30 protein-coding genes are annotated in these 23,806 nt (G+C 70.1%); 28 read left to right on the forward strand and 2 right to left on the reverse strand.

What is annotated here, in order from left to right; all coding sequences use genetic code 11:
* Positions 1-30: 30 nt before the first annotated feature.
* The 25 genes from OG689_RS10985 (at position 31) to OG689_RS11105 (ending at position 20,653) form a co-directional block, all read left to right on the forward strand.
* Entirely contained in the window at positions 31-1,500 is a 1,470-nt protein-coding gene (locus OG689_RS10985) for a hypothetical protein (protein WP_266319745.1), read from the forward strand.
* Positions 1,501-1,571: 71 nt separating this feature from the next.
* The gene (locus OG689_RS10990) at positions 1,572-3,290 is read left to right on the forward strand and encodes a hypothetical protein (protein ID WP_266319747.1); all 1,719 of its coding nucleotides are present in this window, start codon (positions 1,572-1,574) and stop codon (positions 3,288-3,290) included.
* Between the two features lie 65 nt (positions 3,291-3,355).
* Positions 3,356-3,625: a hypothetical protein gene (locus tag OG689_RS10995; RefSeq protein ID WP_266319749.1), complete on the forward strand. Its 270-nt coding sequence runs from the start codon at positions 3,356-3,358 to the stop codon at positions 3,623-3,625.
* 1 nt (position 3,626) lies between these two features.
* The gene (locus OG689_RS11000) at positions 3,627-4,016 is read left to right on the forward strand and encodes a hypothetical protein (RefSeq protein ID WP_266319751.1); all 390 of its coding nucleotides are present in this window, start codon (positions 3,627-3,629) and stop codon (positions 4,014-4,016) included.
* Positions 4,016-4,555 carry a hypothetical protein gene (locus OG689_RS11005; protein ID WP_266319753.1) on the forward strand — a complete coding sequence of 180 codons (540 nt, stop codon included), beginning with the start codon at positions 4,016-4,018 and terminating at the stop codon, positions 4,553-4,555. Before OG689_RS11000 ends, OG689_RS11005 begins: the two co-directional genes overlap by 1 nt.
* Positions 4,556-4,585: 30 nt before the next feature.
* Positions 4,586-5,470 (forward strand): hypothetical protein, encoded by an 885-nt coding sequence (locus OG689_RS11010; protein WP_266319754.1) that lies wholly within the window; start codon positions 4,586-4,588, stop codon positions 5,468-5,470.
* Positions 5,467-6,003 carry a hypothetical protein gene (locus OG689_RS11015; RefSeq protein WP_266319756.1) on the forward strand — a complete coding sequence of 179 codons (537 nt, stop codon included), beginning with the start codon at positions 5,467-5,469 and terminating at the stop codon, positions 6,001-6,003. The genes OG689_RS11010 and OG689_RS11015 overlap by 4 nt, the downstream gene beginning before the upstream one ends.
* Before the next feature lie 34 nt (positions 6,004-6,037).
* Positions 6,038-6,343 carry a hypothetical protein gene (locus tag OG689_RS11020; protein ID WP_266319758.1) on the forward strand — a complete coding sequence of 102 codons (306 nt, stop codon included), beginning with the start codon at positions 6,038-6,040 and terminating at the stop codon, positions 6,341-6,343.
* A 1-nt stretch (position 6,344) separates the two neighbouring features.
* Positions 6,345-7,595: a hypothetical protein gene (locus OG689_RS11025; RefSeq protein WP_266319759.1), complete on the forward strand. Its 1,251-nt coding sequence runs from the start codon at positions 6,345-6,347 to the stop codon at positions 7,593-7,595.
* 17 nt (positions 7,596-7,612) lie between these two features.
* Positions 7,613-7,972 (forward strand): hypothetical protein, encoded by a 360-nt coding sequence (locus OG689_RS11030; RefSeq protein ID WP_266319760.1) that lies wholly within the window; start codon positions 7,613-7,615, stop codon positions 7,970-7,972.
* Positions 7,973-8,190: 218 nt separating this feature from the next.
* The gene (locus OG689_RS11035) at positions 8,191-8,631 is read left to right on the forward strand and encodes a hypothetical protein (RefSeq protein WP_266319761.1); all 441 of its coding nucleotides are present in this window, start codon (positions 8,191-8,193) and stop codon (positions 8,629-8,631) included.
* 54 nt (positions 8,632-8,685) lie between these two features.
* The gene (locus OG689_RS11040) at positions 8,686-11,832 is read left to right on the forward strand and encodes a phage tail tape measure protein (RefSeq protein ID WP_266319763.1); all 3,147 of its coding nucleotides are present in this window, start codon (positions 8,686-8,688) and stop codon (positions 11,830-11,832) included.
* A gap of 13 nt (positions 11,833-11,845) precedes the next feature.
* Positions 11,846-14,701: a hypothetical protein gene (locus OG689_RS11045; RefSeq protein ID WP_266319764.1), complete on the forward strand. Its 2,856-nt coding sequence runs from the start codon at positions 11,846-11,848 to the stop codon at positions 14,699-14,701.
* Between the two features lie 9 nt (positions 14,702-14,710).
* Positions 14,711-15,241, forward strand: a complete 531-nt coding sequence (locus tag OG689_RS11050; RefSeq protein ID WP_266319765.1) for a hypothetical protein — start codon at positions 14,711-14,713, stop codon at positions 15,239-15,241.
* 12 nt (positions 15,242-15,253) lie between these two features.
* Positions 15,254-15,655, forward strand: a complete 402-nt coding sequence (locus tag OG689_RS11055) for a hypothetical protein (RefSeq protein ID WP_266319766.1) — start codon at positions 15,254-15,256, stop codon at positions 15,653-15,655.
* The gene (locus OG689_RS11060; RefSeq protein ID WP_266319768.1) at positions 15,652-16,467 is read left to right on the forward strand and encodes a C1 family peptidase; all 816 of its coding nucleotides are present in this window, start codon (positions 15,652-15,654) and stop codon (positions 16,465-16,467) included. The genes OG689_RS11055 and OG689_RS11060 overlap by 4 nt, the downstream gene beginning before the upstream one ends.
* A gap of 10 nt (positions 16,468-16,477) precedes the next feature.
* The gene (locus OG689_RS11065; protein ID WP_266319770.1) at positions 16,478-17,104 is read left to right on the forward strand and encodes an N-acetylmuramoyl-L-alanine amidase; all 627 of its coding nucleotides are present in this window, start codon (positions 16,478-16,480) and stop codon (positions 17,102-17,104) included.
* 2 nt (positions 17,105-17,106) lie between these two features.
* The gene (locus tag OG689_RS11070) at positions 17,107-17,358 is read left to right on the forward strand and encodes a hypothetical protein (protein WP_266319772.1); all 252 of its coding nucleotides are present in this window, start codon (positions 17,107-17,109) and stop codon (positions 17,356-17,358) included.
* A 15-nt stretch (positions 17,359-17,373) separates the two neighbouring features.
* Complete coding sequence (locus OG689_RS11075; RefSeq protein WP_266319773.1) at positions 17,374-17,757, forward strand: hypothetical protein; 384 nt, start codon at positions 17,374-17,376, stop codon at positions 17,755-17,757.
* Positions 17,750-18,064 (forward strand): hypothetical protein, encoded by a 315-nt coding sequence (locus tag OG689_RS11080; RefSeq protein ID WP_266319775.1) that lies wholly within the window; start codon positions 17,750-17,752, stop codon positions 18,062-18,064. Before OG689_RS11075 ends, OG689_RS11080 begins: the two co-directional genes overlap by 8 nt.
* Before the next feature lie 180 nt (positions 18,065-18,244).
* Positions 18,245-18,565 carry a hypothetical protein gene (locus OG689_RS11085; protein ID WP_266319776.1) on the forward strand — a complete coding sequence of 107 codons (321 nt, stop codon included), beginning with the start codon at positions 18,245-18,247 and terminating at the stop codon, positions 18,563-18,565.
* A 180-nt stretch (positions 18,566-18,745) separates the two neighbouring features.
* Positions 18,746-19,189 carry a hypothetical protein gene (locus OG689_RS11090; protein WP_266319777.1) on the forward strand — a complete coding sequence of 148 codons (444 nt, stop codon included), beginning with the start codon at positions 18,746-18,748 and terminating at the stop codon, positions 19,187-19,189.
* The gene (locus tag OG689_RS11095; RefSeq protein ID WP_266319779.1) at positions 19,186-19,722 is read left to right on the forward strand and encodes a helix-turn-helix transcriptional regulator; all 537 of its coding nucleotides are present in this window, start codon (positions 19,186-19,188) and stop codon (positions 19,720-19,722) included. Before OG689_RS11090 ends, OG689_RS11095 begins: the two co-directional genes overlap by 4 nt.
* A 53-nt stretch (positions 19,723-19,775) precedes the next feature.
* The gene (locus tag OG689_RS11100; protein WP_266319780.1) at positions 19,776-20,159 is read left to right on the forward strand and encodes a hypothetical protein; all 384 of its coding nucleotides are present in this window, start codon (positions 19,776-19,778) and stop codon (positions 20,157-20,159) included.
* 83 nt (positions 20,160-20,242) lie between these two features.
* Positions 20,243-20,653 carry a DUF6233 domain-containing protein gene (locus tag OG689_RS11105; protein WP_266319783.1) on the forward strand — a complete coding sequence of 137 codons (411 nt, stop codon included), beginning with the start codon at positions 20,243-20,245 and terminating at the stop codon, positions 20,651-20,653.
* Between the two features lie 12 nt (positions 20,654-20,665).
* Here OG689_RS11105 and OG689_RS11110 read toward each other — a convergent pair whose 3' ends face one another.
* Both OG689_RS11110 and OG689_RS11115 read right to left on the reverse strand, forming a co-directional pair.
* Entirely contained in the window at positions 20,666-20,983 is a 318-nt protein-coding gene (locus tag OG689_RS11110) for a hypothetical protein (protein WP_266319785.1), read from the reverse strand.
* Positions 20,984-21,040: 57 nt separating this feature from the next.
* The gene (locus tag OG689_RS11115; protein ID WP_266319786.1) at positions 21,041-21,580 is read right to left on the reverse strand and encodes a flavoprotein; all 540 of its coding nucleotides are present in this window, start codon (positions 21,578-21,580) and stop codon (positions 21,041-21,043) included.
* A 59-nt stretch (positions 21,581-21,639) separates the two neighbouring features.
* Between OG689_RS11115 and OG689_RS11120 the strand changes: the two genes are divergently transcribed.
* The 3 genes from OG689_RS11120 (at position 21,640) to OG689_RS11130 (ending at position 23,795) form a co-directional block, all read left to right on the forward strand.
* Positions 21,640-22,818, forward strand: a complete 1,179-nt coding sequence (locus OG689_RS11120; protein WP_266319788.1) for a helix-turn-helix transcriptional regulator — start codon at positions 21,640-21,642, stop codon at positions 22,816-22,818.
* Between the two features lie 87 nt (positions 22,819-22,905).
* The gene (locus OG689_RS11125; RefSeq protein WP_266319790.1) at positions 22,906-23,511 is read left to right on the forward strand and encodes a hypothetical protein; all 606 of its coding nucleotides are present in this window, start codon (positions 22,906-22,908) and stop codon (positions 23,509-23,511) included.
* Positions 23,508-23,795 carry a hypothetical protein gene (locus OG689_RS11130; protein ID WP_266319791.1) on the forward strand — a complete coding sequence of 96 codons (288 nt, stop codon included), beginning with the start codon at positions 23,508-23,510 and terminating at the stop codon, positions 23,793-23,795. The genes OG689_RS11125 and OG689_RS11130 overlap by 4 nt, the downstream gene beginning before the upstream one ends.
* The last annotated feature ends 11 nt before the right edge of the window (positions 23,796-23,806 follow it).

The following is a 23,806-nucleotide window of genomic DNA, read 5'->3' on the forward strand; positions in this document are numbered from 1 at the left end:
GCGCGCCCGCGCAACGGGCGAGGAGGAACCATGACCACCGCCTACGCGTGGGCACCCATCACCAAGACCGTCCGCGAGGACGACGGCACCCTGCTCGTCTACGGACCCGCAGCATCCAGCGCCCTCGACCGCGACCAGCAGCGCCTCGACAGCACTTGGCTCGACAGCGCCATGCCCCGCTGGATGGCCGAAGGCGGAGGTGTCCGCGAGCAGCACGACAGCAAGCGGGCCGTCGGCGTCGGCGTCGGCCTCTCCAAGGGCGACGACGGCACCCATCTCCTCGCGGCCAGGATCGTCGACCCCGTGGCCGTCAAGAAGATCGAGCACGGTGTGCTGCGCGGCTTCTCCGTCGGCATCAAGAACCCGCGGATCGAGATGGGCAAGGCCGACGCACCGAACGGCCTCGTCATTGGCGGCGACGTGATCGAGGTGTCCGTCGTCGACCGGCCCGCCAACCCGGAGTGCCGCTTCGACATGGCGAAGGCGGACTCCGCCGGGGACCTGCAGCTCGTCGAGGACGCCCAGGTGGTGGAGAAGACCGACACCGATGTACCGGCCGAGCCCACCGCCCCCGCGCCGCGCCGCAGGGGCAACCCCGCCGCGGCGCTGCCCGACGGTTCCCTCCCCATCTCGACCAAGGCCGATCTCCGCAAGGCGATCAGCGCCGACAGCGGAGACGACACGTCCCGCGCCCACATCGTCAAGCGGGCCGCGGCCCTGGGATTGGAGGGCCTGGTGCCCAGCAACTGGACGACCGACGAGGAGAAGGCGGCACTCGCCGAGAAGGCCGAGGCGATCCTGCGGGACGTCCGCACCCTGCTGCCGGACCTCGCGAAGGCCGACGCCACGGACGAGACCTCGACGGCCGCCGCCGAGACCGACACCGTGGAGGCGGAGGCCTCCGACGTCACCACCGCCGGCGAGGCCATCGCCGCGATCGCCAAGCTGATCATCTCCGAGGCGGAATCCCTCGCCGCCGGCAACCTCGGCGAGGCCTGCGACATCGAGCTCCTTCTCGACGCCGTCCGCTCCCTCCGCTGGTTCCAGGAGAACGAGCGCTACGAGGAGACCGCAGAGTCGATGGAACTCGCCGACACGGCCCCCGCCGACACCACCAAGGCGGACGACACCGAACCCACCCCCCAGACCCCGGCCGCCCCCCAGCAGCCGGACTTCATGACGAAGGCTGACGTCACCGACCTGGTGAAGTCCGCTGTGGCAGAGGCCAACAACGCCGCACAGGAGCGCATCGACGTGCTCGCGGCAGACCTGGCGAAGGCACACGGCGAGCTCGAAGCCATCAAGGCTCAGCCCGTCCCCGGCGGCCCGGTGCTCACCCGCACCTCCGCCCAGCAGGGACAAGCCCGCACCTCGGACGCGGACCGCATGCGCATCGAAGCCGCCCAGCTCATGGCCAAGGCCGACCTGGTCAACGACCGGACGCTGCGAGACGGCTACATCGAGCGCGCCAACACGCTCCTGTCCAAGGCCGACGCCTGACCCTGCACCGCCCCCAGCCAAGCCACCACGCCCCCACCGCGGGGCGTTTCGCATGAGAGGAGCAGGCCATCATGGCGCTGCCCAACGTCGACGTCCTCTTCGGGGAGACCCCCGAGGCCCCCGCCCTCACCAAGGGCGAACTGAGCACCCGCTTCGACAACCTGATGTCCGCGATCGACAACGTCCCCAGCCGGACCCTCGGCCCGCAGGACGTCGTCAACGCCTTCCAGGAAGGCCGCGGCATCGACTTCACGCCGCAGCCGACCAACGCGTTCGGCATGCTGTCGAAGACCCTGCAGGCCCCCGAGCTCGTCAAGGGCATGTCCGCGGACGCCCTCGCGTCGGTCACCGAAGCCCTCACGCAGCTCAAGTCGCAGCAGCCCGACCTGGTGAAGGACCTCAGCCTCACCTCCCCGCTGGCCTCCGGACTCGTCGCGTTCGACCTGGAGGCGCCGTCGAAGCTGATCGCGCCCCGCCCGACGCCCCTGCGCAACCGCATCGCCCGCCGCAAGGGCATCGGCACCTCCCACCGCTTCAAGGTGATCTCCGGGTTCACTGGCACCGGCACCGGCGGAGTCGGCAACATCCACCCCGGTATCGCCGACACCACCCAGACGAACTTCGCGCCGTCCGGCGCCGGCAACAGCCTGTACTACGCGCGCGGCCCGAAGATCTCCTACGCGGGCTACGACAAGACCGTCCCCTACTCCCAGTTCTCCGTCTCCGACCAGGTCACCTGGTCCGCGCAGTACGCAGGCCAGGGCTTCCAGGACATCCGCCAGCTGTCCCGCACCAGCCTGCTGTACTCCAGCATGCTGCTGGAGGAGCGGATGCTCCTCATGGGCCGCGGCACCGCCTCCGGGTTCCTCGGCGCGCTCGCCGCCCCGACCGGCCTGGCGCTCACCGCGCGCTCCGCCGGCGCGGGCGAGACCGCAATCACCGGTGTCTCCACGAACATCTACGTCAAGGTCACCTCGGACGCCGGCGACTTCGGCCAGTCCGTCCTCACCTCGGCCGTCAACGTCGCGCCGTCCACCCAGGTCGTCGACGTCACCTGCACCCTGCCCGCCGGCGCCACCGGCGTCCGCGTGTACGTGTCCACCGGCTCCTCGGACCCGGGTGACGCCGCCCGCTGGTACGCCGGCCGCTCAGGGACCAGCACCTTCACCATCCAGGGCGCCCTGCCGACCGCCGGCACCGCGGCGTCCACCGTCGTCGCCGACACCTCGGCGTACGCCAACGGCTACGACGGCATGCTCGCGGTCTGCACCGGCTCCGAGTCCGGCTACGTCAACCGGCTCAACTCGGCCCTGTCGACGGCAAACCCCGGCTCCGAGTTCCAGACGGCGTTCGCGGCGCTGTACGACGCCGTCAAGGCCGACCCGGACCGGGTCCTGATGAACGGCTCCGACCGCAAGCAGCTGTCCGACGCGCTGAAGTCCGGCGCGGCGAACAACGGCTACCGGATCAACCTCACCCAGAACGAGCTGACCGGCGTCACCCTCGGCGACGTCGTCACCAGCCTCGTCAACGAGGTCACCGGCAAGACCGTCGCCGTCGAGGTCCACCCGTGGATGCCGCAGGGCAACGCGCCGATCATCTCGGACACCCTGCCGATCCCGGACACGGAGATCTCCGACGTGTGGGCGGTCTACAACGTCCAGGATCTGATGGGCATCGACTGGCCCGTCAACCAGTTCGCCTTCGAGTCGAGCTCGTACTGGTTCGGGACTCTGCTCTGCTACGCCCCGGGCTTCAACGGCGCGGTGACCGGCATCAAGAAGGTCTGACCGAGCCGCGGGCCGCCGGTACTCCCCGGCCGGCGGCCCGCACCCGAGCCCTCAAGGAGAGAAGCATGGCCCGCCTGTGTCTGCCTGACGGCGCTGTCCGCGGCGTCGATGTCCAGGGCGCCATCACCGGCGCCAGCGCCACCTACAACGCGGGCCGGGACGGCACCGTGACCGTCACGAACCCGCAGCACGAGCGGGCTTTGCGGGAGCTCGGGGCCTTTCCGGCGAACCTGGGCGGCCGCACCCGCGGCGGCCGCCGTTGCGGCGACTGCGGCTTCGGTTCGTACTTCGCCCGATGCTCCCGCTGTGGCGGGTCCTGCGAGAAGGAGATCTGAGATGCCCCCGCGCAAGCGCACCCAGTCGGCCCCGAAGGCGCAGGAGGAGATCCTGGCCTCCGAGGTGGTCGAGGAGTCGGAGTCCGAGGAGACGCAGCCGCCGCTCGGCGACGAGCCGGAGCAGCCGGAGCAGCCGGAGCAGCCGGAGCAGCCGGAGCAGCCGGAGCAGCCGGAGCAGCCGGAGCAGCCGGAGCAGCCGGAGCAGCCGGAGCAGCCGGAGCAGCCGGAGCAGCCGGAGCAGCCGGAAGCCAACCCCCTCAACGACAACGAGGACACGGCACCCGACCCCGAAGACACCCAGCCCTGCACCGAGTGCCTCCCCGGCGGCTGGCCCGACACCGCCACTGCCGTCGGCTGCATGCACGGCAGCTGGACCCGCGAGCACCCCTGATGGCCACCGTCGTCACCGGCAGCGGCTACGCGGCAGTCGCCCAGAGCTCCAACCCGAACGTGCCCGCCGCACAAGCCGTCGCCCTCACCGACGGCGAAGGCTCCCTCATCTCCCTCACCGGCGGAGGCCTGCCGATCACCACCACCGGTGCGGCCATCAGCCTCACCTACCCGACGAGTGCCCGCGCCGCGGACAACGCGGGCGACTCCGTCGACACCACGAAGTACAGCGCGCTGGCGATCGATGTCAGCGTCACTGCCTTCACCGGCGGGACCACGCCCGGTGTGACGTTCTTCCTCGACCGGCTCGGCGCCGACGGCGTCTGGTACCCCGTCTGGACATCCGGCTCCCTCACCACCACCGGCAAGCGCTCCGCGTCGGTTGGCGACGGCATGACCGGCGGAACGGTCACGGCTGGCGTCGGTACCGGCCCCGGGGCATTCCCCGCTGCTCTCACCACCCAGGCCCGGTTCGGCTGGACCCTGTCCGGTAGTCCCACGTCGATCACGTTCTCTGCCTCCCTCGTCAGCCGTCCCTGACCACGAGCCGAGGAAGGGGGCGAGCGCGTCATGCCCAATCGCCCGTACGTCTCCACGGCGGCGTTCAAGGCTCACCCCACCTACCTGGACCTCGACGGGCTGCGCTCGGGTTCCTCCAGCAGCGACGAGCAGGACGCAGAGCTCACCAACATCTTGCTGATGGCGTCGCAGTGGGCCGACAACGAGATCGACATGCCGCTCGGCGCGCACTCGTGGACGCAACGCTGCCGGTCCCGGGTCGACCGGCAAGGCAATCTGCGGTTCCACGCCGAGCACTCGCCGGTCCTCTCCGTCGGAGCGGTCGGCTACGGCTACAGCCCCACCACGCTGACCACCGCCGCCGGTCCGCCGGCGTGGGTGGAGGACGGCGCCAACCTCGTCGTCGCTCTGTCCGCCAGCGGCGGCGCATGGTCAGGGTCCCTGCAGTTCGGGGCACCGACGTCCGCCGGTGAGGTCTTCGTCCAAGCGCAGTACGCCGCGGGACGCGTCGCCACGATCCTCTCCCAGCCGGCCCTTGCGGGCGCGACCACGCTCACCGTCGAAGACCCGACGGGAATCCTGCCCGGTGAGAGCTACCGGATCTGGGAGCCCGGCGTCGAGGAGACCATCACGATCGCCGACACCTGGACGCCGACGACGCCCGGCACCGCACCCGCACCGACCGCGGTTCCGCTCGCCAACCCGGCCCTGTTCGTGCACACCGCCGGCTCCGACGTCTCCGGGCTGACCGCCGACCAGCGCCTGGCCGTCACCCACTACGCCACGTCGCTGCTGATGCGCCCCGATGTGGCTGCGGAAAGCTCCTACCCGGGCGCGGCCCCCTCGTCGTCGGTGCGCAGCAAGCAGGGCCGCACTGCTGAGTGGTACGCCCAGGAGGCCCGGCGGATCCTCGCGTCGTACGGGAGGATCCGGTGAGCGTCCAGAGCGCCCTGCACGGCATCTGCACCTACCTCGGCGGCGCCTACGACGCGCAGACACGCACCTACCGCTCGTCGACGATCCCCAGCGTGGGCGTCGTACGACGGGCCTTCGCCAAGGCCGACGACCACGCGGACTACTACCGGGGCCAGCCGACGGGTGCCCGCACGGGCTGCCAAATGGTGGTGACCATCTACCGCTCCACCGAGTTCCGGGTAGCGCTCGGCGGTGAACACGGCGGCATGAAGCAGCGGAACTTCGACGTCGAGCTGGGCTGCTTCCTCCGGTCCCGCACCGCGTACGCCGAGGACGCGCAGGACGACGTGTACGCCCTGCAGGACGCCATCGTGGAGCGGCTGCGGGCGGACCGGACGCTGGGCGGCGCAGTGTTCCAGGCCGGCGAATACATCGACGGGAACGCGGCGCTCGCCGGGATCACCTTCACCTACGGCCAGCCCGAGGTCCGCTCGGAGCTCACCAAGTCCTACCTCGGAGTGACGTTCGCGGCCTGCGAGTTCGTCGCCACCTGACCCGCCACGTCCCGCGTTCACACCGGAGGCCCGTATGCCCGCACCCAAGACCCCGCCGACCGGCGAGCCCGAGCCGACGGCTGATGTCGCCCCGGAGCCGCCCGCGGCGTTCGAGTACATCGCGCCGTTCGCCACGGTGTACCTCGCCGTACCGCTTACCGCCCGGCCGGCGCAGCCAGGTCTGCCCGCGACCGACGAGGACCCCGGTACGGCCGCGACACCGGCAACAGTGTTCGCGTGGCCGGACGGCGCCCCGGACGACGGCCGCTGGACGGCCACCCGCAAGAAGCCCAACCAGCAGCCGGACAACATGCCGGCCGAGCCGCGCCCGGAGGCCTGACGTGCCCACTCCTGTGACCTTCGCTCCCGCCAAGCAGTTCCTCGGGATGGCCGTGGAGGCCACCCAGGGCACCCCTGTGGCCATGGTGTTCACGCAGCTCGTGAACTCCCTCAAGCCGAAGGACGTGCCGAAGTTCCTGGAGGACAAGTCGTGGCGCGGCTCCATGGGCACCGAGTCGTTCGCGCAGATCGCGGGCGTCAAGGCGTCCAGCTTCGACCTGGGTGGCCCGGTCTACGGTGACGGCCTGCCGTTCTTCCTCCGCAACATCATGGGCGACCTTGCGGTCACCGGCACGCCGACCGGGTCTGGCGCCACCACCCTGGGCTCTCAGGCGGTCGCAGGGGCGGTGACGATGTCGACCGTGGCGTCGATCCCCGCCGGCACCCTCGTGCAGGTCGGTACCGGCGCGACGGCCGAGGTCGTGACGACCGGCACCCCGACCGGGTCGGGCCCGTACAACATTCCGATCGCCACGCCGTCGACCGGGCTGGTGTACACCCACGCCTCCGCGCAGGCTGTCACGCCGGTCACCGGCCCCTACACGTACGCGTTCTCGCTCCTCAACTCCGGCAGCGGTCAGCCCCCGAGCCACACCCTCACGCACTACCTGGGGCCGACCGCGACGTCCGGCGCCCGCCAGTACCCAGGCACCTGCCTGGGCGAACTCGGGCTGAAGTTCAACGCCGAGTCGGAGCTCCTGACGTGGACCGGCAAGGCGCAGGGCTTCCCGTCCGTCGCGCTCGGGTCCGCGCCGACAGCCAACCCCACTGCGACCCTGCCGGTCGCGGGGTGGCAGACGAAGGTCGGCATCGGCGGCCCCGCCAGCGGCGGCACGCTCGTGTCCACCGTGTCCGACGGCGAGATCACCATGAAGCGTGAGCTCGGCGTGTACTACACGGCCACCGGCGTGCAGACCCCGTACGTCATCCAGCGCGGCGGCCTGTCCGTCGAAGGGAAGCTGAACTTCGGTGCTGTCGCCGACGAAAGTCCCCTGCTGTACATGCTCAACAACACGCAGCCTGTTCTGCAGATCGTCACAACGAACGGCCTCGCCGGCAACGCACTCATCACCGTCCAGGTCGACATCCAGGTCGCCGCGTTCATCTCCTCCGAAGCGGAGACCGGCAAGACCGCCGTCGGCTACCAGAACGGCTTCAAGGCCGTCTTCAACACCACCAACGCAGGCGGCAGCGGCGGCATGTCGCCCATCCGGATCACCGTCACCAACAACGTCGCACCCAACACCTACTAACCCTCGCAGGAGCCCTCATGTCCGAGCGTCACCCCATGCCCTCCGGCAACTGGATCGAGCTGCGCGACTGGCGCGACCTGCGCCGCGGCGACAAGAAGCGCGCACTCAGCGCCGTCTCCGACATCGACCGGGTAATCTCGGCCGGCTACGAGATGGCGGACGGCCTGCTCACCCTGCTGGTCACCAACTGGTCGTACGAGCTGCCGCTGCCTTCGGCGTCCCCGCAGTCCCTGGAGCTGCTGCCGCTGGAGGACGACGCCGCCGTCATGGAGATCGTGCAGCCCGTCATCCGAGCGCTGTTCCCGCCGAAGGCCGACCCGGCGGACGGTGCGCAGCAGAGCGACCCGGCGTCCCCTACCGCGCCCTCTGTCGGGTAGCTGCCCGCTGGAGGGGTGACGACGCCCCCGTCGACGGCCCGTGGACGCCGGAGGAGGAAGCCGCCGGGTACGTCTGGTACGCGGAGCGGTGGGGCTGGACGCCGGCGCAGGTCGACGATCTGCCGGCCTGGCTGGATGCGCAGCTCCCGCAGTTGGCGGGCGTCTACGACGAGGTGCGGGCCGATCTGCAGGAGGAAGCCAACGCGAGGGGGTGAGCTGTGGCTCTCAAAGTCACGGGTCTCACCGATGTCGTCAAGGCGTTGGAGGGCATGGTCGCCCGCGTTGAGGCGGCGACCCCGCTGGCGATCATCACTGCTCAGTCGCTGATCGAGGGGGAGGCGCGGGCCCGCCTGTCCCGCTACTCCCACCCGCGGCGCACCCCCACCCCGGCTCCCGCCGGGGGGCCGCCCGCGCTGGTCACCGGGCGTCTCCGGTCGAGCTTCGACATGGCCGGCCCAACGCCGGCGGGTGCCGGGGTGTGGCTGTCCGCCATGGGGCCTACCGCCGCCTACTCCCGGATCCAGGAGCTCGGCGGGAGCACCGGCCGGACGCAGTTGCCCGCCCGGCCGTACCTGTGGCCGTCCTTCGACGCCGTGCACCACAGCGGCCGGCTGGAGGACACGTTCCACCGCGCCTGGGCGCGAGCGATCACCGGCTGACCATCTGCAACGCCCGCATCTGGGCGCCGCCCACCACATGCAAGGGGGTGCGCGGTGTCCGAGTCGTTCCTGCCACCGGTCCTCGTCAATCTCGGGGCGGATGTCGCCGAGTTCGCCACCGCGATGACGAGGTCCGTCGCTCAGCTGGAGGAGTTCGCGGCCGCGGCGCAGGAGACGTCCGCCGTCGTCGCCGAGTCCTTCGCGCGGATGTCGGCTGCGGCCCTGGAGATGTCCGCCGCCGTGGAGGAGGCGTCGACGGTCGCGAAGACCGGTCTGCGGCAGGTCGCCTCCGCGGCCCGGGCCCTCGACAAGGCCGTCCTGGGTATGAGCGAGACCATGCCCGCGGCCATGGGTGCGGTGTCCGGGTCCGCGGAGGAGATGGCAGCGTCGGCGGACGCGGCGTTCGTCTCCATCCGGGAATCCGCGCGTCTCGCGGCAGCCTCCGTGGCCGAGGTGGGCGCAGCGTCGACTGGCGCCGCAGCGGCGACGGCGGCGGCATCGACACGCAGTTCGGTCGCCGCGGCCGAGGCGGGCACGGCAGCGACCGCGACCGCCGCCGAGACCGAGGCGGCAATGGGACGGGTCGGGGCCACCGTCTCCGGCGCAACAGCCGGCGCCGCGGCGGCCCTTAAGAAGTACACCTTGGGGCTCGGGGCCGCGGCGTTCGGCGCCGTGGAGACCATTCACGCGGCGTCGGAGTTCCAGGGCGAGATGGTGCGGCTGCGGACGTCCGCAGGTGAGACGGGTGAGCTGCTCGGCGGGAAGCTGACCGGCAACCTGAAGCTGGTGTCCGAGGGCGTCCTGAAGATGGCCATCGACACGGGCACGTCGACGAAGGAACTCTCCGAGGGCCTCTACAAGATCGAGTCGGCGGGGTTCCACGGCGCCGAGGGCCTGCGCCTGCTGGAGGTCGCGGCCGAAGGCGCCCGCGCGGAAGGCGCGAGCCTGGAGACCGTCTCCAACACCCTCGACAGCGCCATGAACTCGTTCGGGTTCGACGTCGACCACGTGTCCGGCGTCATGAACGCGATGGTCCAGACGACCGCGCACGGCAAGGCCTCCATGGAGGAACTGTCCTCCGCGCTGCCCGTCGTCATGAGCAAGGCGTCCGCCGCCGGCGTCTCCCTGCAGGAGATGCTCGGCGCGATGGCGACCATGACCGCGCAGGGTGTGACCGCGCGTCAGGCCGCGCAGAACCTGCAGGCCGCGATCTCGCACCTGTCGGACCAGAAGGAACCCGCCCGGAAGGCGTTCGCATCCATCGGCCTCGACGGACAACAGCTCGCCAAGGATCTCGGCAAGAACGGCCTCACGGGCACGTTCGACATCGTCGCGGAGGCGATCGCCAAGCACACCAAGGACGGCATGGTCCTGGTCGAGACGATGAACCGCAGCAAGCAGGCCACGGAAGCCCTCAAGGTGATGATGGAGGGGATGGGCCCGGCTGCGAAGACCCTGTCGCAGGGTTTCCTCGACGGCGGTGTCAGCCTCGGCGATTTCAACAAGGCCGCCAATTCGATGCCCGGCCTGCAGGGCGACCTTGCGAAGCAGTTCCTCGCCCTCGCCAAGAACTCCGAGGGCTTCAGCACGATGCTGAAGAACGGCTCCGGCCCCTCGCAGACGTTCATCGCCGAGATGTCGAAGATGATGGGCGGCTCCGCCGGCCTCAACACCTACCTCGAACTGTCCGGCGTCCACGCCCAGACCTTCGCGGACAACGTCGATGCGATCGGCAAGGCCGCAGAGGACAACTCGGCGCACGTCGAAGGCTTCTCCGAGGTCCAGAAGACCTTCGGCTTCCACATGTCGCAGCTCAAGGAGACCGCCGCGACCCTCGGCATCGCCATCGGCACCATGCTGATCCCGTACGTGGAGAAGTTCCTCGGCTGGGTTCAGCGCGGAGCCACATGGGTGTCGTCCCACAAGACCGCAGTACAGGCCTTGGCCGCCGTCATTGGCGGGGTTCTCGTCGGATCCGTCATCGCCCTCGGCGTCGCCGTCGCGGCAGCCGCAGGCCCGGAGATCCTCATCGCCACCGCGGTCATCGCCCTGGCCGGGGCAGTCGTCTACGCCTACAAGCACTTCGAGACTTTCCACCGCATCGTCAACGCCGTCGGCTCCTACCTCGCCACCGTCTTCGTCAACACCTGGCACCTGATCGGCACCGTCGTCCATTGGTTCGCGACGACCGTCATGCCACTCGTCAAGGAAGCCATCCACGACGTCATCGACTGGTTCCAGGCACACAAGGAGGTGTTCCGCACCGCCTGGGAACAGGTACTGCACGCGGTCCACGCCGTCGTGAACTGGTTCAACGACAACGTCCTGAAGTGGATCCGGGAGCGGGTTGCCGAGTTCGTCGACTGGTGGGGCGAGCACTCCCACCAGATCCACCAGGTTTGGCAGTTCGTGTGGGACTACGTCAAGACGATCGTGCAGGTCTGGTGGGACGGCTACATGAAGCCCGTCCTGTCGATCATCCAAGGTGCCTGGACCGTGGCCTGGGGCATCATCAAGGACACCGTGAAGCTCGCCTGGGACCTCATCTCGGGCGTCATCACCACCGGCATCCACTACGCCGAGAACGTCATCGGCCTCGTCCTCGACATCATCACCCTCAAGTGGGGCAAGGTCTGGGGCGACCTCAGGCACCTCGTCTCCCAAGCCTGGGACGACATCACCGGCTACCTCGGCCGCGTCGCAGGCGACTTCGGGAGCCTCCTGTACGACGCCGGAAAGAACCTGATCAACGGCCTCATCAAAGGCATCAAGTCCGCCGCCGGCGGCGTCAAGGACGCCATCGGGGACATCGCCGGCAGCGTCCGCAGCTACTGGCCTTTCTCCCCCGCCAAGGTCGGACCCCTGTCCGGCACCGGGTCCCTCGACATCGCCGGTCACAACATCGGCACGATGCTCGCCACCGGCATGCAACGCTCGGCGCCTCTCGTCACCCGGGCCTCCGGAGGCCTCGCTGCGGCCGCCGCCATCGGCATCGGCGGCGCCGCACTCGCCCCCGCCTTCGCGGGAGCAGCGCCGCTCGCAGCCGGGGGCCGGTACGCCGCCGGGCCGCCGGTCGTCGTCAACGTGACCGTTCAGGGCTCCGTCCTGTCGGAGCGCGACCTGCGGACCGTCCTGGAGCGGCAGATGTACGACCTGGGTGCTCACAACTCGCAGACATGGCAGCCCTACCGGCGCCAGTAAAGGGGGCAACGCCGTGGCCATCAACTCCAACTGGCCGTGGATGGAGCACGCCTGGGGCCCGCGGTGGAACGCCAACGCCGCGGCGATCCCCCTGGAGCAGTACGTCGACGTCGGCCCGAAAACCCGCCGCACGGTGGGCACCAATCGGGGCCGGCAGTACGAACTCGACCAAGTCCGGTCCGGTTCCATCGTCGCAGAGTGGGCCAACACCACCGGCGAGTTCGACGCGCTGAACACCGCCAGTCCCTGGTACGGGCACATGCAGCTCTGGCAGCCGTACCGCCTGCGCGCCCAGTGGCCGCCGACCGTCAACCTCCTCACGGCGGTGCAGGCCACAGGAGGTGACAGCGGCGGCTACTCCGCAGGCCTGATCCCCGGCGGCCAGAGCGGTATCGCCGTGTCGTCGGCGACGGACAGCACTGGCGGCAGCATCGTCGCCTCCGGCACCGCATTCCAAGGCGCCCGCGCGTTCCAGTTCGCCGTGCCCGCGGCAACCGCATCCGGCACCAGCGTCTGCGCGACGTCGCAGCCGGCCCTGCAGCCGGGCCAGCCCGCTTCCCTGCAACTGCGGGTCCGCGACATCACCCCGTCGACGAGCCTCACCGTGCAGGCGTACATGGCCTGGTACAACGCGTCGGGGACACTCATCAGCACCACCCTCGGCGGCACTTCGGTCCTCACCGGCAGCGCCACCGCGTCGTGGACACAGGTCACCGTGTCGCTCGCCGCAGTCCCGGTGAACACCGCGTCGTGCACGGTTGGCGTCCGTACCGCCGCCACCTCGCCGGGCTCCACCGTCAATGTCCAGGTCGACGCCTGGCAGCTGGAGCAGGCCGCCGCGCCGACCAGCTGGGTCGAACCCGGCACCTGGTACCCGATGTGGGCCGGCTTCGTGGACCGCTACCCCCAGTCGTGGGCCCTGTCCGGCACGTACGGCACCGTCCTGCCGAACGGGTACGACGCTTTCAGCCTCCTCTCCCAGCGGCAGCTTCGCGACCCGCTGACAGAGGAGATCTACTCCCGCAGCCCTCGATTCGTCTACACCCTCGGCGACCCCCAAGACAGCAGCCTCTTCGCGGACGCGGCCGGCAACTGCGCGGCTGCCGTCGTATCCGTGTCGAAGTCCGGGGCGGGCACCCTCACCGCCGGGAACCAGGTCGCCGCCACCGACCCCGTCAACGGGATCTTCACCGGTGCGAGCAGCACCGTTGTCAGCGTCGCCAACCCCAACCCGGGCACCGTGACCACCAGCGCAGCGACGTACATCTCCCTCGGCGCCGCCGGGATCGCCGGGCCCACCAGCACCGCCTGGACCCGCATGATCGCCTTCCGGAACACCGCTGGCGCGCCACCCGCGGCGTTCACCGCACTCTGGTCGGGGTTCGGCGCCCACTACGTGCCGAGCCCCACCTCCTCCGGCACCTCCATACAGGTCATCCTCGACAGCTTCGGCGCGGTGCGCGTCAACGTCCAGGACTCCTCCGGTAACGGCGGCATCTTCACCTCCACCAGCACGACCCTCAGCGACGGCAACTGGCATCTGGTGATCTTCGGCCAGAGCTCGACCGCGTCCACCCTGTTCCTCAACGTCGACGGCGTCGACCAGCGATCTACGTCTTTCTTCGCCAACCTTCCCAGCCCCCTCCTCAACGACAATCTGGGCGCGTGGCTCGACCCGCAACTCGGCGACGCCACCATCTACAACCTCCAGGGCGACATCGCGTTCGCCACCGAATGGCCGAGCCTGCTCTCCGCCGCCGACTGCACGGCCGTGTACTCGGCGTGGCGCTCGGCGTTCGCAGGGGAGTCCACCAGTGCCCGCTACCAGCGGATCCTCGGCTGGGCCGGGTACACCGGCCCGACCAGCATCCAGGCCGGGCAGACGACGTCCATGGGGTCTGCGGCGAACGTCGGCGGGCAGGACGCCCTGACGGCACTCCAGGCGGTCGTGGACACAGAGAACGGCGCCCACTACGTCGACCGGGCCGGAGTCATCACCTTCAAGTCCCGCGGGACCCGCTACAACGCCCTGACACCGGTCTACACGTTCGGGGAGAACACCGCGGGCGGGGAGATCCCGTACGAGGGCCTGGCCCTGGACTGGGACGGCACCCACATCGCCAACCAGGTCACGGTCACCCAGCAGAGCACGGGGCAAGCCTTCTCCGCCCAGGACATCGCGTCGGTCACGCGGTCGTTCCCGCGGAAGCTGTCTCGCACCATCAACACCAGCTCCGCGCAGGAATGCCAGGACGCCGCGAACTACTTGATCTCCCGGTACAAGGCGCCCGCCATGCGGGTCGCCAGCCTCACCCTGCACCCCAGCGCCAACCCGACCCTGCTGTGGCCCGTCTGCCTGGCCCTGGAACTCGGCACCCGCATCCGGGTCGTGCGCCGGCCACCCGCCCCGGCGAGCAGCATCACCCTCGACTGCTTCGTCGAGTCCCTCGCCTGGACCCTGTCCGACGACAACGAGGCCGTCCTCAACATCCAGTGCTCACCGGTCGATCTCACCCCGTACGGGCTGTTCGCGTCGTTCCGCACCACGCTCAACGGCAGTCCCGCGTCTGGTGTCACCACGCTCACCATCAACACGGGCAGCGACAACACCAACCCGGCCGCCGCCCAGATCGGCGTCAACCAGCAACTGATCATCGGCTTGGGCACCGCCAACGTCGAGACCGTCACCGTCAAATCGGTGTCCTCCACGACCGCCGGGTGGACCACGGCCGTCCTCACCCTCACCACGGCGACCACCAAGTCGCACACCAACGGCGACGTCATCTGCGAACCGTTGCCCGCCGGTGTCACCGACCCGACGACCTGGAACAACTCCGCCAAGTTCGACTCCGTCGACTTCGCCTACTAGGAGCCGAGCATGGTGAACCTCCCGGTCCCCACCTGGGCCAGCAACATCCCCGGCAACCTGCTCACCTCCGCGATGTGGAACTCCAACATCTACAACAACGGGACGTTCCTCACCAACCCGCCCATCGTGCAAATCACCCAGTCCTCGGCGCAGGCCCTCGCCCACGCCACCCTGACCGCCATCGGCTTCGACACCACCCTCTTCGACACGTACGGCGGCCACAGCAATGTGACGAACAACCCCCGCTACACGCCGACGGCGCCGGGCCTGTACCTGGTCCTCGCCGCAGTGAGCTTCGCGTCCAACACCACGGGCGGACGCGACGTGGAGATCCGCAAGAACGCCGTGACCGTCAACGTCGGACAAGGAGCAGGCCAAGGATCCGCCGGTGCCATCAACACGACCATCGACGCGTGGGCGTTCATCCAGTGCAACGGCACCACTGACTACATCGACGTCGTCGCCTACCAGTCCTCCGGGGTGTCCCTCAACACCGTGCCGTCCCAGACCGGCATGGGCTGCCTCTTCATCCACGCCTAGGAGAGCCACACCGTGACCGACCGAACATGCTGGCTTACCGGTTGCCTCGGCGCACCGGCCGTCCAATGGAGCCGGCGACCGTCCGAAGCCGAACTCGCCAACATCGTCGCCGCCGAGCAGGTCCGCCGCGATGAGATCATCGCCGCCGCCGACCCTGAGCAGCCGGCCCCCCAGTTCGATCCGCTCCCCACCGCGGCAGACATCCACGTCGCCGTCCACGCCTGCTCCGAGCACCCCATCAGCATGGACCTCGCGACACTCACGCACGCGGCGACCTGCACCACCCCGCTGCTGGGGAAGCTGCCCTCCTGCGGGTGCACGCCGGAGAACGCGGCGCCGCCCACTCCCCCGCCCGCCACGGTGACGCTGCCCACCGGCTGGGTCATCGCATCCCCGGAGGAACCGGCACCATGAACCGTCCCTTCGGCAGGCATGTCGAGCACGACCCGCGCTCTCTGCGGCACGCACACGGTGTCCTCCCGAAGTCGGCGCTGCGGAGCGTCAACTGGGAGCGCCGGGCGCCGATTCTGGACCAGGGGGAGATCGGCTCCTGCACCGGCAATGCCGCTACCGGCCTGCTCGCCACGGACAGCGCGGGCCGGCAGGCGACCACCAGTGTCACCATCGGCGCGGCTGGCGCCGCCGCCTCCCGCGGCCTCTTCGCGGCGGGAGAGCACACCCTCAACGAGGCGTTCGCCGTGCACCTGTACTCCCTCGCCACCGTGCTGGACGACATCCCCGGCAGCTACCCGCCTACCGACACCGGCTCCTCCGGCCTCGGCGCCGCCAAGGCCCTCAAGACCCTCGGTCTCGCCACCGGCTACACCCACGCCTTCTCCATCGCGGCCGTCGCCTCGGCCCTGCAGGCCGGCCCGGTGCTGCTCGGCATCCCCTGGCTGCAGTCAATGTTCGAGCCGGCGGCGGACGGCCGGATCGTCGTCTACAAGACCTCGAAGGTCGCCGGCGGCCACGAGCTGGAGATTACTGGCTGGGACGCGGGCACCGACCGGTACTGGCTCACGAACTCGTGGGGCGACAGCTGGGGGCAGAGCGGCCGGGGCTACCTGGCGGCCGCGGATCTCGCATGGCTCCTCTCTCAGCAGGGTGACGTCACCGTGCCGGTGCTCAGTACGGCGCCCGTACCGGTACCCGCCCCCACGCCGGCCGATCCGGACGCCGCCCTCGCGGCTGCCGCGCGGCAGTGGCTGTCCGACAAGCACCTCTAGGAGGCACCTCATGGCCTGGTACCCCGGCGCTGAGCGCATGGAGCTTCAACCCGAGTCCGACGCGCAGCCGGCGATCATCCCGACCCAGTTGCTCATGCACAGCATCGCTGCGCCGTGGACGCCGCAGCGGATCTTCGAGTACTGGCGGGACTCGACGAACCTGGAGAGCCACTTCGGCCTCGGGTTCGACGGCGCGATGGGGCAGTACGTCGGCACGCAGACCCGCGCGGACGCCAACATGTACGCCAACCGCCGGCCGGACGGCACCGGCGCGATCTCCTGCGAGTCCGCGTCGAACCTGCAGCACACCGACCCGTGGACCCCGGAGCAGGTCGAGGCGCTGATCCGGCTCGGCGTCTGGGTCCACCAGCAGCACGGCATCCCGCTGCGGATCTGCCGGACCTGGGACGACCCCGGATACGGCGTCCACCGCATGTTCCCGCAGTGGTCGGACGGCGGCACGGCCTGCCCGGGCGACCTCCGCACCGCGCAGTTCCACGACGTCGTGTTCCCGGGCATCGTCGCCCGGGCGTCTGGTGCCCCGCCGCAGCCGAACGTCCCGCCGGTTCAGCCGACCACTCCCACCCCTGCGCCCCGCCGCCGGCGGCCGCGCGCCTACCTCGCGATCGGAGCCTGACCATGAGCACCCCCACTACCCCGCCGCCTGCACCGACCTTCACCAAGCCGGCCGGTGTGATCCTCGTCAAGGGCCAGCCTGACCAGGCCGGCGGCAACGCCGTCTTCGGCATCTGGCCGACCGGCTTCATCCGGCAGATCACCGGCGCCGAGTGGAACCTCTGGGGCCGCCCCGAGTTCGACTACACCATCCCCCCGGGCGACGACGCCCAGTACAACCAGCTCGCCGCCTACGACCGCGCCCTGCGCGCCTGAGAAGGGAACCACGTCATGCCCAAGATCTTCGGCAGAGAGCCCGCCCTGCTCCTCGCGCTGGTCGCCGCCGTCGTCAACGGCCTGCCGGGCCTCGGCGTCGACCTGACCAGCGGCGAGCAGGCCGCACTCAACACGGCCGCTGCGACGGTCGTCGCCATCGCCATCGCGGTCATCGTCCACGACGGGCTGGGCGCGGCGATCCTCGGCCTGATCCAGGCCCTCGGCTCGCTGGTGATCGGCTTCGGCTTCCACTGGAACACCGAGCAGCAGGCCGCGGTCATGCTGATCGCCACGGCTGCCGTCGCGGTCTGGACCCGTACCCAGGTGACGGCGCCAGTGCCGGCCAAGGCCCCGCTCCCGCCCCTGACCGCGGTGTCCGGCGACGCCTACGGTGGATGAGCTGGCAGGCCTCGGCATGATCCAAGGCGGGGCGGTCGGGGTCGTCACCCTGATAGTCCTGCTCATCCTCACCGGCCGTCTGGTGCCGCGCCGGACGTACGAGGACATGCGCGAGGAACGGGACACCTGGCGGGCCGCCCACCAGGTGTCCGAGGAGGCCCGGCACGTGGCCCAGGATCAGAACGGCGAGCTGCTCGAGGTCGCGCGGGTCGCGGTCCCCCTGCTGAGGGCGCTGCCGAACCCTCAGCCCCCGGCCGAGGGGGTGCAGCATGCTCCGGTGGATCAGGGCCTGGCGTCGCAGGCGTAGGGGCGAGCCGACACGGGGGCAGCAGGCCGCTTCCAGCGCACTGCATCTCGCGGAGTGCGCGCGGGATGCGGCGCACGAGCAGGCTCCGTTGGTGTCGGAGGCGGCCCGGGTGCTGAGGGAGGCCCGGCGCGAGAACCACTTCGCGGAGCGCATCCGGCTCACGCTGGAGGGAGGCCGTTGATGGACGCGGCTCAGATTTCGAACGTCGCCGGCTCGGCCCTGATCGCGGCGACCGCGACCGTGGCGGCGACGGTGTACCACGTGAAGGCCCGCTGGTGGCAGTCCGCATGGGGCCGGAACGTCATGTGCTTCACCGTGGCGGTCGGACTGCTCGGCCTGTACACCGTGGTGGTCACCCTGGTGTGGCCATCCGGGCCGGTGACGTCCGTCCTGCGGGTGGCCCGGGCCATCCTGCTCGTGGCGCTGGCCGGTCTGATGGTGCAGCGCACTCGGCTGGTCATCGCCGCTCAGCGGAAGGACCCTGGGCCCCCGCCCGGATGAGCAGGCAACAGCACGCCCCCGTCTGGCCTTCGGGCCGGGCGGGGGCGTTCTTGCCATGCCCAGGGCAGGCGAAACCAGCTCTCACCTGCATCTTCGCGTATCCCTCGTCGGTGGCTAGAGTGGTCCATCTCACACGGCCGCCCCGGCGCCCGAATGGTTACATCTCGGCACGCGGCTGCTATGAAGGCCCAAGAGGGGGGTACAGTCATAACTGAACTAGAGCGTGACGACTGCCCGGACTGTGGACGCATCTACTACGAGCAGGGGGTCCATCACATGATCGAAGCCGCCAGGTGTCGGGACGGCTGCCTGGCAGATCAGTGGCTGGCCAAGCTCGAAGGCTCCCGCAAGCGGCAGGACCGTGAGGCTCTCGCGGTCATCATCATGGTGTTCGAGGACTACGCCCACCGCGACTCCCTCGACTTTCCGCGAGAGATTAACGACTTGCGCGACGGGATCCGGGAGATCAAGGCCGGGAGTCACCGGTTCCCCTTCTTCCACCCCCGGGACGGCTCCACGTTCGCATCCCGCCTCACGCACGGATTCCCCAAGCGGCAGCGGTTCACCGAGCGGCAGAACATCGACAAGGCCATCTGGGTCCGAAGGGAGGACCTCGCATCATGAGCACTCTCTACGAGCGGTTCGCGCGTACGGACGACGGCCCCCGCTTCCTTGCCGTCGCCCGGTTGAAGCGGGAAGTATTGCGTGCACTCAATGTTGCCCTCCGCGAGTCCGGGGTAAGTCAGAACGAGCTGGCCGCCCGCCTGAAGATCCGCAAGTCCGGCGTGAGCCAAGCCTTGCGCGGCGACGGGAACCTACAGGTCAAGACCGTTGCGGAATACCTCGAAGCCCTGGGCTTCGAGCTGGACGTGCGTCTCGTTCGGGCAGGTGAACCGCGCCGGGCATTGACCGAGGGTCGTGACGTCGTGCCAGCATTTCCTCGCGTTCCGGCGAAGGCTGCACCCAGCGATGTGCGAACTGACATCGCGGTGATCCCTGGCAGCACTGATCTGCTGGTCAATGTGACTACTTGGCGTGACGTGGGTGACCGCGGGACCATGCACTTCCGCGGAACCGCCCATTCGGTGCGTCGGCCTGCCACCTTCACTCCGATGGACGGCTCAGTCAAGATCAAGCCGATTGCGAGCCAATCATAATGCTGAGGACCTTTGAGGGTGGCTCTGCGGGGCTGAAGGACTTCCTTGGGAGGGTGAATCTTCGGGTCGTTGAGACGCACGAGCTTGCGGCCAAGCGGATTACAGCGGATCAGCCTGGCCAGTTCCGGGTGTCGATCGAGCCAGGCCTCTCTCTGGCCGACGGCTGCGTCAACTACAAGGTGGCCCTGACCTGCGACATTCTCACGGCTGAGGATGTTTTGGTGGCTCAACTCAACGCGATTGTGGTTGGCCAGTACGGTATCGAGCAGGGCCAGGAAATCCCCGAGAGCGTTTTCCACGAGTTCGGCCCCATCGCTCTGCAGGAGATCTATGTCTACGCGCGCCAGCAGGTATATGACCTCGCGCTGCGTATCGGTTTGACCGGCTTCGTGCTCAACGACATCGGCCAAGAGCTCGCAGCCATCGCAGCGACCTAGCCCTGGAGACCGACCGCCCCGCCCCCTCCGGGAGGGCGGGGCTTCGCCGTGCTGTCGGGCGCCGCCTGGCGCATGATGCGTCCATGAGCCACCCCCGCGCCCGCGTGACCTTGCCCGACGGCCAAGAGCTGGGCGTCCTGGTGCTGGCCCGGGAGCGGGCCGAGGACGGCGTCTGGTGGTACTCCCTGCGGCTGGTCCTCCCGGGCGGCCGCGAGGTGGATTTCCGGGCGTCGCCGCCGGCAGTCCAGCCGATCCCCGGCGAGGACTACAGCACCCTGCCGGGCCCGGCGGCGACCTCCTCCGCGTGGCTGCTGACGGAGATGCGGCGGGCCAGGGAGCCGGTGCGGTTGCTGCACCGGGCGGACTGCTGGCTGGCGCCGGCCGGGAGCAGGCCGGTGTCGGGCGACGAGTACCGGGCCCTGGTCGCAGCCGGCGCCCGAGCGTGCGACGCGTGCCTGCCGGATCGACCCGAGACCTGGGACGGGCAGTCGTAGCCGTGCCCGCGGTCAGGCGTCGACGGCCCGCGCGGCGTCCTTCAGTGCCTGCTCCGTCACCGGGTGACAGCCTTCGGCGAGTGCCTGCTGCATGGTGGGGTGCTGCCGGACCGCGGTGGCCGCAGCAGCCGCGGCGGCGCGCAGGGCGAGGTGCCGCTCGCTGATCTCCGCCGGCCAGGTCTGCCGCTCCACGATCTGCTCCGGGTCCGGGTACTCCAGCCGGCGGGCGGCCTCCGTCTCGGAGACGTACACGTCCAGCTCGGCGCGCGCCGCATCCAGGACACACTGGAGGGCGATCAGGTCATCGGGCACAGGCAGAGCATCAGGCATGGCGTGATCGTAGGCGCCGACACTGACAGATCAGCGCAGGCCAACGTCCGCGCCGGCTCACTTCCGCACGGCAGGCAAGGCGTCCAGTGCCGCGCCCCACGGGTACACCTTCGGGTTGCCCTGCCCGGGGGCGTTCGGCACAAAGCCGCCCTCCCCGAGCAGCACCCGCACGCCGGCACCCCTTAGTGTCTCCACGCTCCGGCCGAACTGCGGGTGCGCAGTCAACGCCATGTTCGTGCACGGCATCACCAACAAGGGGAGGCCCTTCCCGATCGCCTCCGCCGCATAGCCGATCACCCACGACGTCGTGATCCCCAACGCCAGGCAGTTCACGCTGTTCAAAGTCGCTGGCGCCAACAGCACGACGTCCGCAGGCGGCAGCACATCTGGCTGCCCCGGACGGCGATACCGTGTCTTCACCGGATGCCCCGTCAGCTCCTCCAGACCCGCCATCTCCTCACCCAGCCACTCCGCGGCGGTCGGAGTCAGCCCCAGCACCACATCCCAGCCCCGCCCCTGAGCCTCACCGATCACCCGGCGGGCATCCAGGACGGGCGGAGCGGCACAGCCCAGCAGGTACAACACACGGTCAGCCATGACGCCCATGCAACAGGGCGGCACGACCGACTCGCAAGGCGACCCAAGGAGAACACCAGGTGACGACACCCACCGAGGGCGACCGCATCGCCCAGACCCGCAAGCTGCGGCACCTCACCCAGCAGGGCCTCGCCAGGGCGTCCGGCGTCAGCGTCAGCCACCTCGCGCAAATCGAGCAAGGCCGCCGACCCGCCAGCCCGACAGTCCTTGCTGCCCTCGCCCGGGCCCTGTCCGTCCCCGTCGCAGACCTCACCGGCCAGCCCTACCTGCAGGAGCTGCGACGCGACCACCTCGACGGCCTCATCCAGCCCCTGCGGGAAGCCCTCGACATCTACGACCTCGGAGCCGACCCCGACGTCGCACCGCGCCCGGTACAGGCCCTGGAAGCGCACGCCGACCGGCTGTGCCGCCTCGTCCGCGCCTCGGACCTGCGCACCGTCTCCGCGGAGTTGCCGGCCGCGATCGTCGAGACGACCACCGCCGCGCACACCGGGGGCGAACGCCGAGTGTGGCAGGCCCTCGCGAGCCTGTATCGCAGCGCCTACGACGTGGCCTCGAAACTCGGCTTCTACGACCTGGCGTCCATCGCCCTCGACCGGACCGGCTGGGCTGCTGAGCGCGCATCCGACGCCCACCTCGCGGCCGTCCGCCAGTACAACCGGGCCCTCACCTACCTGCGCGCCGGCGACTACCGGACCGGCATGCGAATCGCCGACATCGCCCGCCGCACCGTCGCGCAGGCCGACCCCGGACCGAGCCGCGACGCCGTCACCGGCCAGGTCCACCTGGCGTCTGCTGTCCTCGCAGCCCGCGCCCAGGACCGCGACACCGTCGCCGGCCACATCGCCGAGGCCGACCGGATCGCCGCCTCCACCGGCGAGATCCCGCAGGAGCTCTGGCTCAGCTTTGGGCCGACGAACGTGGCGGTGCATCACGTCTCTGTCCTCATCGACCAGACCCGGTACGCCGAGGCTCTCGACCTCGCCCGCGGGATCCACGCCCCCGCGGAATGGCCAGCGTCTCGGGCCGCCCACCACCATGCCGAAGTCGCCCGCGCGCAGCTGTGGATGGGCACCACGGACAGCGCGTTCCGGCGTCTCCTGCTGGCCCGCCATCTGGCGCCGCAGCAGACCAGGCTCAGCCCTGTCGTACGAGAGACGATCGTCGGCGTGGTCCGAGCCGGCCGCGCAGGCAACGAGGACGTTGCCTCATACGCGAAGTGGGTGGGCGTTGTCTAGCCCTTCAGCTATCCCAGTTTTGGGATAGTTAGCCCCCGTGATCCACGCCAGGCTGGTCCGACAGCCAGCCAGGCGAGGAGGATCATCGTGGATCAGCTCATGCGCGGCGCACCCCCGTGGATGCCACCGGACGACACCGTCTCAGCGGTAGCCGCCGGCGAGCACTGGGACGCCGTCGTGACACCGCAGCAGGCCGGCCTCGCCGCACTCTCCCTCCTCGACGCGGACACCACGCCGCCCGGGCCCGTCCTGTGGGACACCCGGCACGAGGCCCGGCTCTACTTCCTGGTCCCCGTCGGCTCCGCAGGCGAACTCGCCGCCGCGGGATTCCGGGTGCTCGGCGCTCGCTCCTTCATCGCCGTCCCGGGCGCCACATCGGTCGGGCCACCCGGACCGCACTGGCTGGTCCCGCCCGACCCCGACCAGCCCGGCCGCCTCGTCGACGCCACCGCGCTGCACCAGGCCCTGCGCCGGGCCGCAGGCGCGTTCTGGGCCGAGTACCGGCCCCCGCAAGCCGCCCCACGGAACATCCTGATCACCGGCGCCCAGCGCCTCGGCCAGGCCTGCGTCCTCTGCGGGATCGTCACCGACCAACTGATCCCTGCCGGCCACGTGTACACGCCGACCGGTCAGGCCCCACTGGGCTGGGCTGTCGTCGCCTGTCCCGCCCACGCATCCGAGGTGACCCGATGACCAAAGAACCGGTGACCCTGGTGACCCTGGAGATCGAGGGCGTGGTTGAGCCCGTCGCGCTGCCGCTGTCCGAGGCACTGGCCCGGCTGTGGGACGAGCTGAAGCGGCTCCCGCTGGGTGCGAACCAGTTGGAGGCCTACCGGCACTTCCTGCGGGCCGGCGCCGAAGAGCGGGTGCGGGCCGCGTTCCTGGAGGACGGCTTGCTGCAGTTGTCGTTCGCTCTCGATGGGGAGATCCGTCTCGTCCGGGCGACGCCCGCTCGCGTGCCAGCGGCCACCGGGTGAGCGAGCGCTTC

Origin of the sequence: Kitasatospora sp. NBC_00240 (assembly GCF_026342405.1) — a bacterium.
In the GTDB taxonomy this organism is placed as follows: Bacteria; Actinomycetota; Actinomycetes; order Streptomycetales; family Streptomycetaceae; genus Kitasatospora.

Bases quoted from the DNA above. Each gene is read 5' to 3' on its own strand.
- OG689_RS10985 (WP_266319745.1), top strand. From the start codon at position 31: ATGACCACCGCCTACGCGTGGGCACCCATCACCAAGACCGTCCGCGAG.
- OG689_RS10990 (WP_266319747.1), top strand. From the start codon at position 1,572: ATGGCGCTGCCCAACGTCGACGTCCTCTTCGGGGAGACCCCCGAGGCC.
- OG689_RS10995 (WP_266319749.1), top strand. From the start codon at position 3,356: ATGGCCCGCCTGTGTCTGCCTGACGGCGCTGTCCGCGGCGTCGATGTC.
- OG689_RS11000 (WP_266319751.1), top strand. From the start codon at position 3,627: ATGCCCCCGCGCAAGCGCACCCAGTCGGCCCCGAAGGCGCAGGAGGAG.
- OG689_RS11005 (WP_266319753.1), top strand. From the start codon at position 4,016: ATGGCCACCGTCGTCACCGGCAGCGGCTACGCGGCAGTCGCCCAGAGC.
- OG689_RS11010 (WP_266319754.1), top strand. From the start codon at position 4,586: ATGCCCAATCGCCCGTACGTCTCCACGGCGGCGTTCAAGGCTCACCCC.
- OG689_RS11020 (WP_266319758.1), top strand. From the start codon at position 6,038: ATGCCCGCACCCAAGACCCCGCCGACCGGCGAGCCCGAGCCGACGGCT.
- OG689_RS11030 (WP_266319760.1), top strand. From the start codon at position 7,613: ATGTCCGAGCGTCACCCCATGCCCTCCGGCAACTGGATCGAGCTGCGC.
- OG689_RS11050 (WP_266319765.1), top strand. From the start codon at position 14,711: ATGGTGAACCTCCCGGTCCCCACCTGGGCCAGCAACATCCCCGGCAAC.
- OG689_RS11060 (WP_266319768.1), top strand. From the start codon at position 15,652: ATGAACCGTCCCTTCGGCAGGCATGTCGAGCACGACCCGCGCTCTCTG.
- OG689_RS11065 (WP_266319770.1), top strand. From the start codon at position 16,478: ATGGCCTGGTACCCCGGCGCTGAGCGCATGGAGCTTCAACCCGAGTCC.
- OG689_RS11070 (WP_266319772.1), top strand. From the start codon at position 17,107: ATGAGCACCCCCACTACCCCGCCGCCTGCACCGACCTTCACCAAGCCG.
- OG689_RS11075 (WP_266319773.1), top strand. From the start codon at position 17,374: ATGCCCAAGATCTTCGGCAGAGAGCCCGCCCTGCTCCTCGCGCTGGTC.
- OG689_RS11085 (WP_266319776.1), top strand. From the start codon at position 18,245: ATGGACGCGGCTCAGATTTCGAACGTCGCCGGCTCGGCCCTGATCGCG.
- OG689_RS11090 (WP_266319777.1), top strand. From the start codon at position 18,746: ATGAAGGCCCAAGAGGGGGGTACAGTCATAACTGAACTAGAGCGTGAC.
- OG689_RS11095 (WP_266319779.1), top strand. From the start codon at position 19,186: ATGAGCACTCTCTACGAGCGGTTCGCGCGTACGGACGACGGCCCCCGC.
- OG689_RS11105 (WP_266319783.1), top strand. From the start codon at position 20,243: ATGAGCCACCCCCGCGCCCGCGTGACCTTGCCCGACGGCCAAGAGCTG.
- OG689_RS11110 (WP_266319785.1), bottom strand. From the start codon at position 20,983: ATGCCTGATGCTCTGCCTGTGCCCGATGACCTGATCGCCCTCCAGTGT.
- OG689_RS11115 (WP_266319786.1), bottom strand. From the start codon at position 21,580: ATGGCTGACCGTGTGTTGTACCTGCTGGGCTGTGCCGCTCCGCCCGTC.
- OG689_RS11130 (WP_266319791.1), top strand. From the start codon at position 23,508: ATGACCAAAGAACCGGTGACCCTGGTGACCCTGGAGATCGAGGGCGTG.